15 protein-coding genes are annotated in these 13,013 nt (G+C 72.4%); 7 read left to right on the top strand and 8 right to left on the bottom strand.

Features of this window, described 5'->3' with window-relative positions; translation table 11 throughout:
- Positions 1 to 8: 8 nt before the first annotated feature.
- The 4 genes from Cch01nite_RS03910 (at position 9) to Cch01nite_RS03895 (ending at position 2,772) form a co-directional block, all read left to right on the top strand.
- A complete protein-coding gene (locus tag Cch01nite_RS03910; RefSeq protein WP_203748808.1) occupies positions 9 to 680 on the top strand; it encodes a response regulator transcription factor in 672 nt (223 codons plus the stop codon).
- On the top strand, positions 677 to 1,681 hold the full coding sequence (locus Cch01nite_RS03905) for a sensor histidine kinase (protein WP_203748805.1): 1,005 nt from the start codon (positions 677 to 679) through the stop codon (positions 1,679 to 1,681). Before Cch01nite_RS03910 ends, Cch01nite_RS03905 begins: the two co-directional genes overlap by 4 nt.
- A 5-nt stretch (positions 1,682 to 1,686) precedes the next feature.
- The gene (locus tag Cch01nite_RS03900) at positions 1,687 to 1,971 is read left to right on the top strand and encodes a hypothetical protein (RefSeq protein ID WP_203748802.1); all 285 of its coding nucleotides are present in this window, start codon (positions 1,687 to 1,689) and stop codon (positions 1,969 to 1,971) included.
- A 144-nt stretch (positions 1,972 to 2,115) separates the two neighbouring features.
- On the top strand, positions 2,116 to 2,772 hold the full coding sequence (locus tag Cch01nite_RS03895; RefSeq protein ID WP_203748799.1) for a histidine phosphatase family protein: 657 nt from the start codon (positions 2,116 to 2,118) through the stop codon (positions 2,770 to 2,772).
- Between the two features lie 27 nt (positions 2,773 to 2,799).
- Here Cch01nite_RS03895 and Cch01nite_RS03890 read toward each other — a convergent pair whose 3' ends face one another.
- Genes Cch01nite_RS03890 through Cch01nite_RS03880 form a run of 3 tightly spaced genes read right to left on the bottom strand, consistent with a single transcriptional unit; the run spans position 2,800 to position 4,478 of the window.
- On the bottom strand, positions 2,800 to 3,099 hold the full coding sequence (locus Cch01nite_RS03890; RefSeq protein WP_203748797.1) for a DUF3349 domain-containing protein: 300 nt from the start codon (positions 3,097 to 3,099) through the stop codon (positions 2,800 to 2,802).
- Entirely contained in the window at positions 3,096 to 3,323 is a 228-nt protein-coding gene (locus Cch01nite_RS03885; protein ID WP_203748794.1) for a hypothetical protein, read from the bottom strand. Before Cch01nite_RS03885 ends, Cch01nite_RS03890 begins: the two co-directional genes overlap by 4 nt.
- 12 nt (positions 3,324 to 3,335) lie before the next feature.
- Positions 3,336 to 4,478, bottom strand: a complete 1,143-nt coding sequence (locus Cch01nite_RS03880) for an inorganic phosphate transporter (protein ID WP_203748791.1) — start codon at positions 4,476 to 4,478, stop codon at positions 3,336 to 3,338.
- A 224-nt stretch (positions 4,479 to 4,702) separates the two neighbouring features.
- Here Cch01nite_RS03880 and ppk2 point away from each other — a divergent pair, with 224 nt between their 5' ends.
- Complete coding sequence (gene ppk2, locus Cch01nite_RS03875; protein WP_203748788.1) at positions 4,703 to 5,632, top strand: polyphosphate kinase 2; 930 nt, start codon at positions 4,703 to 4,705, stop codon at positions 5,630 to 5,632.
- Positions 5,633 to 5,719: 87 nt separating this feature from the next.
- Positions 5,720 to 7,957: an esterase-like activity of phytase family protein gene (locus Cch01nite_RS03870; RefSeq protein ID WP_203748785.1), complete on the top strand. Its 2,238-nt coding sequence runs from the start codon at positions 5,720 to 5,722 to the stop codon at positions 7,955 to 7,957.
- 45 nt (positions 7,958 to 8,002) lie between these two features.
- On the opposite strand, the gene Cch01nite_RS03865 is transcribed toward Cch01nite_RS03870, so the two are convergent.
- Positions 8,003 to 8,623 carry a VOC family protein gene (locus Cch01nite_RS03865; protein WP_203749189.1) on the bottom strand — a complete coding sequence of 207 codons (621 nt, stop codon included), beginning with the start codon at positions 8,621 to 8,623 and terminating at the stop codon, positions 8,003 to 8,005.
- A gap of 270 nt (positions 8,624 to 8,893) precedes the next feature.
- Here Cch01nite_RS03865 and Cch01nite_RS03860 point away from each other — a divergent pair, with 270 nt between their 5' ends.
- Positions 8,894 to 9,502: a hypothetical protein gene (locus Cch01nite_RS03860; protein WP_203748782.1), complete on the top strand. Its 609-nt coding sequence runs from the start codon at positions 8,894 to 8,896 to the stop codon at positions 9,500 to 9,502.
- Positions 9,503 to 9,556: 54 nt separating this feature from the next.
- On the opposite strand, the gene Cch01nite_RS03855 is transcribed toward Cch01nite_RS03860, so the two are convergent.
- From Cch01nite_RS03855 to Cch01nite_RS03840, 4 genes are read right to left on the bottom strand one after another with little or no spacing between them, the layout of a single operon-like run.
- Entirely contained in the window at positions 9,557 to 10,189 is a 633-nt protein-coding gene (locus tag Cch01nite_RS03855) for a TetR/AcrR family transcriptional regulator (protein ID WP_203748779.1), read from the bottom strand.
- Positions 10,186 to 11,052, bottom strand: a complete 867-nt coding sequence (locus tag Cch01nite_RS03850; protein WP_239069843.1) for an ABC transporter ATP-binding protein — start codon at positions 11,050 to 11,052, stop codon at positions 10,186 to 10,188. Before Cch01nite_RS03850 ends, Cch01nite_RS03855 begins: the two co-directional genes overlap by 4 nt.
- Positions 11,049 to 11,876 (bottom strand): ABC transporter ATP-binding protein, encoded by an 828-nt coding sequence (locus Cch01nite_RS03845; protein WP_239069841.1) that lies wholly within the window; start codon positions 11,874 to 11,876, stop codon positions 11,049 to 11,051. Before Cch01nite_RS03845 ends, Cch01nite_RS03850 begins: the two co-directional genes overlap by 4 nt.
- Positions 11,873 to 12,934, bottom strand: a complete 1,062-nt coding sequence (locus tag Cch01nite_RS03840) for an ABC transporter permease (protein ID WP_203748777.1) — start codon at positions 12,932 to 12,934, stop codon at positions 11,873 to 11,875. Before Cch01nite_RS03840 ends, Cch01nite_RS03845 begins: the two co-directional genes overlap by 4 nt.
- Positions 12,935 to 13,013 lie beyond the last annotated feature (79 nt).

The following is a 13,013-nucleotide window of genomic DNA, read 5'->3' as shown; positions in this document are numbered from 1 at the left end:
TGTCCCCTGTGCGAGTGCTGGTGGCGGAGGACAACGACCGGCTCCGGCGTGTGCTCGTCCAGGCGCTGTCGGAGTCGGGGTACGCGACCGACGCCGCCGCGACCGGCGACGAGGCGCTGGAAGCCTTACAGGTGGAGGCGTACGACGCCGCGGTCCTCGACGTGATGCTGCCGGGGATCAGCGGGATCGAGGTCTGCCGGGTGGTGCGCGCCGACGGGTCGGCGGTGCCGATCCTCCTGCTGACCGCGCTGGATGCCACCCGGCACCGGGTGGCCGGGCTGGACGCCGGCGCCGACGACTACCTGGTCAAGCCGTTCCACCTGGCCGAGCTGACCGCACGCGTCCGCGCGCTGCTCAGGCGTTCCCCGCGCACCGACCCGCCCCAGCTGCAGGTCGGTGCCCTGCGGCTCGACCCCGCCACCCGGGTCGTGGCGTACGCCGGAGACGCCGTCGAGCTGACGGCGAAGGAGTTCTCGGTGCTGGAGTACCTGATGCGGCACCCGGGTCGCGTCGTCGCCGTGTCGGAGCTGATCGACCACGCCTGGGACCGCAACTACGACGGGGGCAGCAACGTCGTCGCCAGCACCGTCCGGCACCTGCGGGGCAAGCTGCGGACGAGCGGCCCGGACCCGATCGTCACGGTCCGCGGGGTGGGCTACCGCGTCGGAGCGGCCACGTGATCGTGCGCAGGGCCCAGCTGGTCCTTGCGGCGGGGTTCGCCGCGGTGACGCTCGCGTTCCTGGGCCTATTCGCCGTCGGTGTCTACCTGTACGCGGCGACGGCGTTCGACTTCGACGTCGTGGGTGGCGAGGAGGTCGCGGCGGACGCTGCCGAGCGGGGCCTCGCGACGCTGAGGCAGGGCATGTCCGTCGCCTTCGCCGTGCTGCTCGTGGTCCTGCCGGTCGTCAGCTACGCGGTCGCGGGCCGGGCGCTGGCCCCGGTCAGGGACGCCTACGCGCGGGAGCGACGGCTGTCCGACGACGCGGCGCACGAGCTGCGGACACCGCTGAGCGTCCTGCGGGCGGTCCTGGAGCTGGCGCTCAGCCGGGAGCGCACCCAGCAGGAGTACCGCTCCGCGATCGGCACCTCGCTCGAGGTCGTCTCCGGGTTGGAGCGGCTGACCGGGCAGCTCCTCGAGCTGGCTCGGCTCGGTGACCATCAGGTGCGGGGCGAGTTCGTCCCCGTCGACCTGGGCGGTGTCGTCCACGACGCGATCGGCCGCACGGTCAGCACGGAGGTCCGGGCCAGCGTGCACGCACAGGGTGCGGTGTCGACAACCGGGTCCCGCGATCTCCTCGTGACGGCAGTGGCGAACCTGCTGAGCAACGCCGTGGCCGCCATCTCCGGCCGCGGCGACGTGCACGTCACGGTGACCTCCACCGGGGGCCGCGCGCAGGTGGCCGTGCGCGACGACGGCGTCGGGATGAGCCCCGAGGAGGTCGCGCGGGCGACGGAGCGGTTCTGGCGGGGCCGTGCGGACGCCGACGGGCACGGGATCGGCCTCGCGCTCGTGCAGCAGATCGCCGAGCTGCACGCAGGGACGCTCCAGCTCGAGTCCCGGACGGGGGTCGGCACGACGGCGACGCTGTCCCTCCCGATGGATCTGCACCGTCACGGTCCTGTCATCGACCGGCTCCTAGCGTGGCGGAAGCCCCGCTCGGGGCGACGACGAAGGAGCTGAAGGACATGCAGACGACCAAGAAGCGGATCGTGGCCCTGACCGCGGGCGGTGCGCTGGCTGCGGCCGGCATCGTCGCCGCACTCGTCCTGCCCGCGCAGGCCGGCACGACCACCCCGACCACGGTCACGCAGACCGGCGTGGAGGACGGCACGAACGACGGCGAGACCGCGGACGACGCGACCGAGGTGGAGGGCGACGCCGCCGACGGCGAGACGGACGACGACGCCACCGAGGTCGAGGACGGCACGAGCGACGGCGAGACCGCGGACGACGCCCCGGCCACGCCCTGACTGCCGCCCCCGGGACCGGGTGTCGTGCGACGGCACCCGGTCACCGGAGCGCGCAACCGTCACCGACACGTCATCCCCGCGTCGCTGACCGGACACCACCGCTCCCTACCGTCGGCCACACCGACGACAGAGAGCAGGGCAACGATGACCCTCACGATGACGCTCGTCCGACACGGGCGCACCCACTTCAACGCTCGCCGCATCCTGCAGGGCCGCTGCGACTCCCCGCTGACGCGCGACGGCCGCGCCGGGGTCCGCAGGACCGCGCAGCACCTCGCCACGACACCGTTCACGGCCGCCTGGTCCTCGCCGTCGGGCCGGGCGGTCTCGACGGCCGTCGAGCTGCTGCGACCGCACGACGACGTCCCGCTGCGCACCGACCGCGGCCTGCTGGAGTTCGCGTTCGGCGACTACGAGCAGCGACCGGAGAGCGCGCTCGACGACGTCATCTCGTGGCCGGAGCTCGTGACCGAGGTCCTCGCCGGTCGCCACCCCGGCCTTCCCGGGGGCGAGCACGCCGCCGAGTTCATGGCCCGCACCCGCGACGTGTTCGCCCGCATCGCGACCCAGCACGACGACGGTCACGTGCTCGTCGTCGGGCACGGCCTGGCCCTCGGTGCCTACCTGGCGACCGTCGACGACGCCGGCCGCGTGCCGCTGCCGAACGCGTCGGTGTCCACCGTCGAGGTCGACGCCGACGGCACGACGCGTCTCACCAGCGTCGCCGTCGACGCGGCGCACCAGGGGCACGTCGCCGCCCGCCCGATGAGCAGCGTCACCCGCGTCCCGTCGGTCGCCTGAGCGTGCCGATCGCCTGAGCGTGCGGCGTCAGTCGTCGACGTCGGCCAGCGGCCAGCCGACGGCGGCGAGCCGGGCACTGACGCGCGCGATGTCGCTCTCGTGGGGCTCGTCGCTGAGCAGCGCGCCGATCTGCTCGCCGACGGCGTCCTCGGTGGCGCCGTCGGGGTGCAGCAGGATGATCCGGTCGGCGACCTCGCTGACCTCGTCCTCGGTGAGCTTGCGGCGCAGCAGCGCGAGCAGCGCGACGTAGTCGTTCTCGGGGACGCCGACGGGGTAGCCCGCGCGGAGCCACCCGGCGACGCGACGTACCGCGTTCTGTCGGTTCATCCCTTGGCCTTCACGATGCTGTAGATGCCCAGGAGCACGGCGACGACGACGAGCGCGAAGCACGCGAACCCGGCGACGGTGCGGATCACCGGTCGGGTGCCCGACGGTGCGTCCGTGGCGAGCGCCCGCACCCCGAGGGCGAAGATCGCGGGGATGCTCGCGCCGAGCAGGAGGCTGACCACGACGACCCTGAGCAGGGCGCCGGCGTCGAAGTACTCGCTCATGTGTCCTCCGGGTCAGACCGTGGCCGGGCGGCGGGCAGGGCGTGCGGGTTCGGCCCACTCCTCGTTGACGTTCTCGTGGTTGACGGAGCTGCGTCGAGCGGCGACGAAGATCGCGGTCGACGCCCCGACGAGCAGCACGAGGACGACGAGGTTGCCGAGGGTGCCGCCGAGCCGGCTCTGCAGCACCTCCGCGGAGAAGCCCACGACCGCCGCGGCAGGCAGGGTGACCAGCCACGCGACGGCCATCCGGCGGGCGGTCGACCAGCGGACCTGGCTGCCGCGCCCGACGCCCGAGCCCATGATCGAGCCGCTCGCGACGTGGGTGGTGGACAGCGGGAAGCCCAGGTTGCTGGACACGAGGATGACGACGGCCGACGAGGTCTCGGCGGCGAGGCCCTGCGGCGACTCGATGTCCACGAGCCCCTTGCCGAGCGTGCGGATGACGCGCCACCCGCCCAGGTAGGTGCCGAGCCCGATGGCCAGGGCGCAGGCGATGATCACCCACGTCGGCACGGCGGCGTCGTCCGGCAGCGCCCCTCCGGCGATGAGGGCGAGCAGGATGATGCCCATCGTCTTCTGCGCGTCGTTCGTGCCGTGCGCGAGCGAGACCATCGACGCCGAGCCGATCTGCCCCCACCGGAACTCCTGGGTGCGTTCCCTGCCCGGCACGTCGCGGGTGATGCGGTACACGAGCCAGGTGCCGATGAGGGCCACGACGCCCGCGGCGACCGGCGCGACGACGGCGGGGACGACGACCTTGCCGATCAGCCCTGCCCAGATGACTCCCGACGGCCCGGCGGCGGCGAGGACCGCTCCGACCAGGCCGCCGATGATCGCGTGCGACGAGCTCGACGGCAGGCCGAAGTACCACGTGACCAGGTTCCACAGGATGCCGCCGGCGAGCCCCGCGAACACGACGGACAGCGTGGCGTCGTCCTGCTCGACGATCCCGGACGCGATCGTCGCGGCCACCGCCAGCGACAGGAACGCGCCCACGACGTTGAGGACCGCCGAGAGCAGCACGGCGGCCTTCGGCCTGAGCGCGCCGGTCGCGATCGACGTCGCCATGGCGTTGGCCGTGTCGTGGAAGCCGTTGGTGAAGTCGAACACGAGCGCCGTCACGACCACCAGGACGAGCAACGGGACATCGGTCATGTCAACGACGGTGTGCCGCCTCGGGAGGACCGGCAACCCCGGGAGGCGGAGTTGGCCGAGTGTTCACGCGGAGGTCACCGGCGGGCGCGACCAGTGTGAGACGGGGACTGCTCGACGCGGACGTGCCGCCGCACCCGAGCGACTGCGGGTGCGTCACCGCGAGGTCATCATGGGCACAGTCCCGTCCGTCGCAGCCGGCCCGGTCGGGCCCGTCAGGAGGACCCATGGACACCCCGTTCGACCTCGAGCGGATCGAGCCCGAGGCCGAGGACAACCTGCGCGAGTACATCGACCGCCTCGTGGCCGAGGGCTACAGCGTCGCCGGCGGCGAGGGCGCGGACCCGGTGCTCATCGACCCGGGAGGCAAGGCGGTCGAGACGTGGCGCGAGGACTACCCGTACGACGAGCTGATGGACCGCGATGAGTACGAGGCGGAGAAGTACCGGCTGCAGATCGAGCTGCTCAAGCTGCAGTACTCCGCGGAGGACACCGGCGAGCGCCACATCATCGTGTTCGAGGGCCGGGACGCCGCCGGCAAGGGCGGCACGATCAAGCGCTTCGCCGAGCACCTCAACCCGCGGGCGGCGCGCGTGGTGGCGCTGGGGAGGCCGACGACCACGGAGCAGGGCCAGTGGTACTTCCAGCGCTACGTCCAGCACTTCCCCACGCAGGGCGAGATCGTGATGTTCGACCGGTCCTGGTACAACCGCGCGGGAGTGGAGCGCGTGATGGGCTTCTGCTCCGACGACGACTACGCGGCGTTCATGCGGCAGGCCCCCGACTTCGAGAAGCTCATCGTGGACGACGGCACGCACCTGACGAAGTTCTGGTTCTCGGTCACCCGCCGCGAGCAGCGCACCCGGTTCGCGATCCGGCAGATCGACCCCGTCCGCCGCTGGAAGCTGTCACCGATGGACCTAGAGTCGCTGGGCCGGTGGGAGGAGTACTCCGCGGCGAAGGAGGCGATGTTCGCGGGCACGGACACCGACCACGCGCCGTGGATCTGGGTCCGCAGCAACGACAAGAAGCGCGCCCGGCTCAACGCGATGCGCCACTTCCTCAGCCAGTTCTCCTACGAGGGGAAGAACGAGGACGTCATCGGCGAGGTCGACCCGCTCATCGTGCAGCGCGGCCGGGTCACGGCCGGCGACTGACGTCGTCGCGGGAGGTTCATGCGGGCGACGTCCGGTTCTCGCCGGGTCGTCGGGCACCGGTCGTGCACGGCCGGTTGGGTCGCGTGCATGAGACGCACGTCGGTACTCCCTGTCCTCGCGGCGGCCCTGACCGTCGCCCTCCTCGCCCCGGCACCCGCCCTCGCCGGAGGCCGCGACGACGCGCCGGCCGGCCAGGGTCGCCACCAGGTCACCGTGCCGACGCTCGTCGGCCGCGCGACGCTGTCCGCCGACTTCCTCGCGCCCGGACCGCCCTCGGGGGCGCTGGCCACCGCCGCCAACGGACGGCAGGGGCCCTTCGCGGGCCAGGTGGTCCCCGGCTTCTCGGGGATGGTCGACGCCGGCGACGGCACGTTCTGGGCGTTGCCGGACAACGGCTTCGGGTCCAAGGCCAACTCCGCCGACTTCCTGCTGCGGATCTACCACGTGACACCCCGGTGGCAGACCGCCGGCGGGGGAGAAGGTGCCATCGCGGTCGGGGACTTCCTGTCGTTGAGCGACCCGGACCACCGGATCGACTTCCCGATCGTCAACGACGCGACGCCTGACCGCCTCCTCACGGGCGCCGACTTCGACGTCGAGTCGATCGTGCGGGCGAAGGACGGCAGCTTCTGGATCGGGGAGGAGTTCGGCCCGTTCCTCCTGCACGTCGACCGGACGGGCAGGCTGCTCGCGGCACCCGTGCCGTTCCCGGACGGGAAGTCCCCGCAGAACCCGTACCTGCAGCCGGGGGAGACGCCGCGGGTCCGTGCGAGCCGCGGGTTCGAGGCGATGGCCGGCTCCCGTGACGGGCGGTTCCTGTACCCGATCACCGAGGGCGCGTTCGTCGACGACCCGGTGCAGCGGCGCCGCACGATCTACGAGTACGACACGACCGCGGGGGCGTACACCGGGCGCACCTGGGCGTACCAGACGCACCAGGACGCGAACGTCGTCGGCGACGCGTTCATGACCGGCCGGCACGAGCTGCTGCTCATCGAACGGGACGACTTCCAGGGTGCCGCGTCCGTCATGAAGCGCGTCTACCGGGTCGACCTCGACACGACCGGCACCGACGGGTTCGTCGAGAAGACGCTGGTCATGGACGCCCTGAAGATCGCCAACCCGGACCACCTCGGTGCCGGTGACGGGTACGGCACCGACGACCCGTTCTCGCTGCCGGTGCAGTCGTTCGAGACGGTGGTGCAGCTGCGCGACGGCCGGCTGCTGATCGCCAACGACAACAACTACCCCGGCAACGCCGCACGCGTCGCCGGGACCCCCGACGACACGGAGATGGACCTCGTCGACCTGCGACAGGTCCGCGCACCCCGGGCCGGCGACGTCACCGTCATCGGGCACCGCGGTGCGAGCGGGTACCGGCCCGAGCACACCCTCGCGTCCTACGAGACGGCGATCCTGCAGTGCGCCGACTACATCGAGCCGGACCTCGTCTCGACGAAGGACGGCGTGCTCGTCGCCCGGCACGAGAACGAGATCAGCGGGACGACCGACGTCGCCGACCACCCCGAGTTCGCCGCGCGCAAGGCGACCAAGGTCGTCGACGGGCACAGCGTGACCGGCTGGTTCACCGAGGACTTCACGCTCGCCGAGCTCAAGACGCTGCGCGCGAAGGAGCGGCTGCCCGCGGTGCGGCCGGCCAACACGGCCTTCGACGGTCTCTACGAGATCCCGACCTTCGACGAGGTGCTCGACCTGGCCCGCCACTCGACGACCTGCGACGGCCAGCCCGTCGGGGTCTACCCGGAGACCAAGCACCCGACGTACTTCGACTCGGTCGGGCTGTCCCTCGAGGAGCCGCTGCTCGCGCAGCTGCGGGCGAACGGCTTGGACGACCGCCGGTCGCCGGTGATCATCCAGAGCTTCGAGACGGGCAACCTGCGCCAGCTCGACCGGCTGACCAGGGTCCGCCTCGTCCAGCTCGTCGACTGCTCGGGCGCACCGTACGACCTGGTGGCCGCCGGCGACCCGCGCACCTACCGCGACCTGGTGACCCGCGCGGGCCTGGCGCAGGTCGCCGGGTACGCGGACGGCGTCGGCCTGTGCAAGGACCTGATGATCCCGCGCAACGCGGACGCCACGCTGAGCACCCCCACGCCGGTCATCCGCGACGCCCACCGCGTGGGCCTCGAGGTGCACGGCTGGACGTTCCGGCGGGAGAACCAGTTCCTCCCGGCGGACTTCCGCAGCAGCACCGACCCGAACGCGGTCGGTGACCTGGCCGGGGAGATCCGCGTGTTCGTGCGGGCGGGCATGGACGGCCTGTTCAGCGACAACCCGGACGTGGCCGCCGCCACCGTCGGCTGACCGAGGACGACGGGGCCCTCTCCTGGGGGACGGGCCCTGTCGCCGTCACCGGGGCAGCTCGGCGCCGCTCTGCTCCGCGACGAGGTACGCCGCGTACCAGGCGGGCCACTGCTCGTCGTACGCGCCCCCGTTGCGCTTCTCGTGCTCGCCGTGGGCCGTGGCCGCCCGGACCAACGCCTGCTCGAGGTCGTGCACGGACGTGAACGACGTGGCCGCGGCGTCGACCCGACCCGGCAGCCGGGTCGTGACCTCCTGCAGCAGCCAGGTGTTGCCGTCGGGGTCGGCGAACGTCGCGAACGAGCTGTAGCTGGCTCCCTCCGGCGCACGACCCGTCGCACGTCCCGCACCGTCCCCGGGCACGAACTGCGCGCCCGGCACGACGGGATGGAACACCGCGCTGATCTCGACCCCGCGTGCCGCGATCAGGTCGCGGGCCGTCTCGATGTCGGAGACGACGAGGTAGAGGCCCTGCGCCGAGCCCGCCGGGGCGGTGGTGATCCGGTCGCCGAACTGCACCGAGGCCGACGACCCCGGCGGCGTGAGCTGGACGACCCGGAAGCCGTCGTCGAACGCGAAGTCGGCGTCGAGTCGCCAGCCGAGGCCGACGTAGAACGCCTTCGCACGGTCGACGTCGGCGACGGGGACGACGACCGCCTCGAGCCTCAGGTCCTCGACCAGGCGCCATCAGCGGGGTGGGTGCTGTCCGTGGTGCTCATGTCCGGCCTTTCTCGAGCGGTGACGGGGACACGACGAGCCTCCTCCTGCCACCTGCCCCGCGCTCGACCCGACGTCGGCGCGCGTGACCGAGGAGACGGGCTGCGGCCCCGCGCACTCGAACGAGTGAAACCGCTAGCCCGAAATGCCGGATTCGGGGCCCCGCGGCTCGGAGGGGTCGTTCTCGGTGCCAGAGTTCGCGCGACACTCGAGGAGGGCCGCATGACCGCTGCCAGCAACGACGCCGACGCCGCCGCCCTCGGCGAGCCCGTGCCCGCGCCCGACCCGGTGTCGTCGAGGCGGTCCCGACGTGGACTGGTGCGGGCGTTGGTCGTCGTGGGCGTGCTGGCCGCGCTCGTGGTCGGTGACTGGTTCTGGCGCAACGTCGAGATGAGCCACCTGCTGGCAGACGTGCGGGCCAGTGAGGTGCCGATGGAGGGCTTCAACGCCCGAGCCAGCAGCGCGTCGAAGACCCTGGACCAGAAGGGGAACGCGACGACCGATGACGACCGTGCCGAGTTCCGGAAGACGGTCAACGACGCCGCGGACTTCAACGGCGCCTCGCTCATCGCGGCGACGGGCGCACTGGAGGACGAGTGGTTCGCGCCCTGGCACGTCGCCCAGCGGCGGGCCCGCGACCGGTACCTCGACCACGCACGGGTCTGGACCACCGCGCTGCACGAGTACGGCGCCGAGCCGGAGCACTGGGGCGACTCGCACGCCGAGATCAGCGGCACGTTCCAGTACGCCGAGCGCACCATGCGCGCAGCGCTCGGGCCTGTGCCTCTGTTCGGGAACGCCCAGAAGGTCGACGACATCTTCGCCCACTGACCGGGGCGGCGAGGGGACCGCCGCCGACGTCGAGGGTCGCCGCCGTCCGTCGTGTCACCCGCTGGTCAGCACCCTGTCGTGGTGGGTGGTGGCAGGGATCGGCCCGGTGAGGTACGCCTGGATGGCGGGACCCACGACGGCGCCCAGCTCGTCGGGGGTGGCCGTGGTGAGAGCCGGTGTCCTCATGACGTACCGGGTCAGCAGCAGGCCCTGGAGCTGGGCGCCGACGAGCCCGACGCGAAGGTCGCGGTGGTCGGGCTCGACGACGTCGGCGATCATCGCGGCCACGTAGGAGCGGTGGGTCCGGCTGAGCTGCGGGCGCACGCCGGCGTCGCCGAGCGCGACGCGCGCGATCGCGATGCCCTGCTCGCGCAGCTCGTCGTTCTCGTCCCACACGTGCACGAACCGGCGGACGAGCTCCTCTCCGGCCCGCTCGCGCGGTCCTTCGATGCCGCCGAGCATGAGCACCGCCGCGGCGGGGGGTGCGAGCGCTGCGTCGAGGAGGCCGGCCTTGTTCCGGAAGTAGTAGCCGACGAGCTTGACGTCGACGTCGGCCAGGTCCGCGACGGCACGCATGGTCGTGCCGTGGAACCCGCGCTCGGCGAACAGCCGACGGGCGCTGGACAGCACGGCGGCCCGCCGGTCGGTGGTGTCGGTCGTCCGCGGGCGCCCGCGCCCTGCGCTCATCCGGCTGTCCCGCGGGCGAGCACGAGCATGCGCTCCTCGATCGTCGCGGGGACCGGGGTGACGGTCGCGGGCAGCCGGGCGTCGGCCAGGATGCGGCGGATCTCGTCGAGGTCGACGTCGGCGACGCGGACGTCGCGGCCGTCGAGGATCACCGGGACACCGGCGGCGTTGAGCGTGGCGAACGCGGTGGCCCAGTCGTCGGTGCGGACGGCGGCGGCGCTGGTCGAGCCGATGATGTCGGCCTCGCTGCCCTGCCCGACGAGCAGCCCGTCGGACATCAGCAGGAGCCGGTCGCACTGCTGCGCCTCCTGCATGTAGTGCGTGGTGACGAGCACACCGGTGCCGGTGCCGGCCTGCTCCCGGATGGTGTCCCACAGCGCCGCCCGCGACAGCGCGTCGACGCCCGACGTCGGCTCGTCGAGCAGCAGCACCTCCGGGTCGTGCGAGAGGGCGACGACGAACGCGAGCTGCCGCTGCGCGCCGAGCGGCAGGGCGCCGACCAGGGTGCCGGCGTAGCGGGCGAGGTCGGTCGGCAGGGCCGGCACGGGGGTGCCGTAGGAGTCGGCGGCGAAGCGCAGGTTCTCCGCGGCGGTCAGGTCGGGGTAGAGGCCGAGGTTCTGCGGCACGTAGCCGATGCGACGGCGCCGTTCGCGGTCCGGCGGCCCGCCGAGGACCTCGACGGTGCCGTCGCTCGTCTCGAGCAGGCCGAGCAGCATCCGCATGAGGGTGGTCTTGCCGGCGCCGTTCGCGCCGAGCAGGCCGACGACCTCGCCCCGACCGACGTGCATCGAGACGTCGGACACGGCGGTGACGCTCCCGAACCTGCGGGTGACCGACGCGGCTCGCAGGAGCACGCCGCTCACGAGCGCACCCCCGCCGTGGACCGTCGCACGAGGGACAGGGCGATGACGATGTCCTCGAGGTCGGGCTCGACGACCTGGCTGCCGGGTGGGGCCTGCCCGGCGGGCCAGTACTCGTGGCGCTCGGGTCCGCGGCGCCACGACCACGCGGGCCGGGCCGCGGCGGCCACCCGCGTGACGGTCCCGGAGAAGTGGGCGCGCACGTCGTCGTACGACCCCTGGACGAGGACCTGGCCGGCGTCCATCACGACGAGGTGCCCGGCGCGCTCGGCCTCGTCGAGGTAGGTGGTGGACATGATGACCGCGGCGCCGTCGGCGGCGGCCTGCGAGATCATCCGCCACAGGTCGATGCGGCTGACGGGGTCGACGCCGGTGCTCGGCTCGTCGAGCACCAGCAGCCCGGGCCGGTGCACGGACGCCAGGCAGAAGCCGAGCTTGCGGCGCATCCCGCCGGACAGCTGCGAGGCGAGACGGTCGGACGCCCTGGCCAGGCCGGCGCCTGCCAGGAGCTCGGTGCGGCGGGTGTCGAGCGCGGCCCCCGACAGGCCGTAGATGCCCGCGACGAAGTCGAGGTTCTGCGTGACCGACAGCGAGGCCCAGCTGCCCGACGACGCCGGCAGGAACCCGATGTGCTGCTTGCCGGGCGCCTCGACCTCACCGGCGACCAGCCGCTGCTCGCGCACCAGGGCCCGCAGCAGCGTCGTCTTGCCGGCACCGTCGCCGCCCACGACGGCCACGACCGTGCCGGCGGGGACGTCCACGGTGACGTCGTCGAGCGCGACCGTGTCCCCGAACCGCACGACGGCGGACCGCACCCCGTAGCTCACGCGCGCTCCCCGACGGGCGCGGGGCCGGCGGCCTGCTCCGCGCGCTTCCGGCCGCCGGGCGCGAGATCTCGACGGAACCGCAGGGTCGCCGCGGTGAACACCACGGCCGCCATGACCGCGAGGACGACGAACGCGAGCCACAGCGAGCTCAGCGAGGCGCCGCGCAGCATGACGCCCTGCGAGATCATCGTGAAGTACGTCAGGGGGAGCAGGTACCCGATCCAGCGCACGCCCGCGGCCATCGCGTCGAGCGGGAAGATCATCCCGGACAGCAGGATCGACGGCATCATCACGAGGAACGCCGTCTGGATGGCCTGTCCCGTCGTCCTCGAGATCGTCGAGATGAACACCCCGATCCCGAGCACGACGAACAGGAACAGCGCCGCGCCGAGGGCGAACACCAGCACGTTGCCGTTGAACGGGACGTCGAACAGCACCATCCCCAGCACGGTCACGACGACCATGTCGAACGACGCCAGCAGGAAGTACGGCACGATCTTGCCGAGGATCACCGAGCTCGGCTTGATGGGCATGACCGCGAGCTGCTCCAGCGTCCCGGCCTCGCGCTCCCGCACCAGGCCGATGCTCGTGACGATCGTGCCGATGAAGGTGAGGATCAGGCCGATGATCGCCGGGATCATCACCCACGACGTCGTCAGGTCGGGGTTGTAGAGCACCTCGGTGTGCACGGCGTCGCCGAACGCGTTCAGGGTGCCGACGATCGACTGCGCGGCGAACAGGTTCGACCCGTCGACCAGGGCGGTCACCGGTGCCGCGTCCGCGACGAACGCGACGTCCACCTTGTTGTCCTGCAGCAGCTGCTCCGCGTCCGCCCGGGTGCCCGACGGCTCCGTGACGGTCACGTCGAAGAAGTCGGGCAGCTGGGAGGCGAGCTCCTCGGCCTGCGGCCCGACGACCGCCGTCTCGACGGACGACACGTAGAAGTTCGCGGCGTACCCGAAGATCACCAGCAGCAGCAGCGGCAGGACGACGATCATCGCGAGCGTGCGGTGGTCGCGGACGAGCTCGCGGAACTCCTTGACGATCATCGCCTTCATCTTCGGAACGTAACGGACGCCCCGAAGGCCTTCAACAGGTGAGGAATAGCCGGACGGACGTCCGGAGGAGCGCGCCCGG

The organism is Cellulomonas chitinilytica (assembly GCF_016862675.1).
GTDB lineage: Bacteria > Actinomycetota > Actinomycetes > Actinomycetales > Cellulomonadaceae > Cellulomonas > Cellulomonas chitinilytica.
This window is presented reverse-complemented; position numbering and strand designations above follow the sequence as displayed.

What these genes read in the sequence shown, in the direction of transcription:
- Cch01nite_RS03900 (WP_203748802.1), top strand. Translation starts at nt 1,687, where the DNA reads ATGCAGACGACCAAGAAGCGGATCGTGGCCCTGACCGCGGGCGGTGCG.
- Cch01nite_RS03895 (WP_203748799.1), top strand. Translation starts at nt 2,116, where the DNA reads ATGACCCTCACGATGACGCTCGTCCGACACGGGCGCACCCACTTCAAC.
- Cch01nite_RS03890 (WP_203748797.1), bottom strand. Translation starts at nt 3,099, where the DNA reads ATGAACCGACAGAACGCGGTACGTCGCGTCGCCGGGTGGCTCCGCGCG.
- Cch01nite_RS03885 (WP_203748794.1), bottom strand. Translation starts at nt 3,323, where the DNA reads ATGAGCGAGTACTTCGACGCCGGCGCCCTGCTCAGGGTCGTCGTGGTC.
- Cch01nite_RS03880 (WP_203748791.1), bottom strand. Translation starts at nt 4,478, where the DNA reads ATGACCGATGTCCCGTTGCTCGTCCTGGTGGTCGTGACGGCGCTCGTG.
- ppk2 (WP_203748788.1), top strand. Translation starts at nt 4,703, where the DNA reads ATGGACACCCCGTTCGACCTCGAGCGGATCGAGCCCGAGGCCGAGGAC.
- Cch01nite_RS03870 (WP_203748785.1), top strand. Translation starts at nt 5,720, where the DNA reads ATGAGACGCACGTCGGTACTCCCTGTCCTCGCGGCGGCCCTGACCGTC.
- Cch01nite_RS03860 (WP_203748782.1), top strand. Translation starts at nt 8,894, where the DNA reads ATGACCGCTGCCAGCAACGACGCCGACGCCGCCGCCCTCGGCGAGCCC.
- Cch01nite_RS03855 (WP_203748779.1), bottom strand. Translation starts at nt 10,189, where the DNA reads ATGAGCGCAGGGCGCGGGCGCCCGCGGACGACCGACACCACCGACCGG.
- Cch01nite_RS03840 (WP_203748777.1), bottom strand. Translation starts at nt 12,934, where the DNA reads ATGAAGGCGATGATCGTCAAGGAGTTCCGCGAGCTCGTCCGCGACCAC.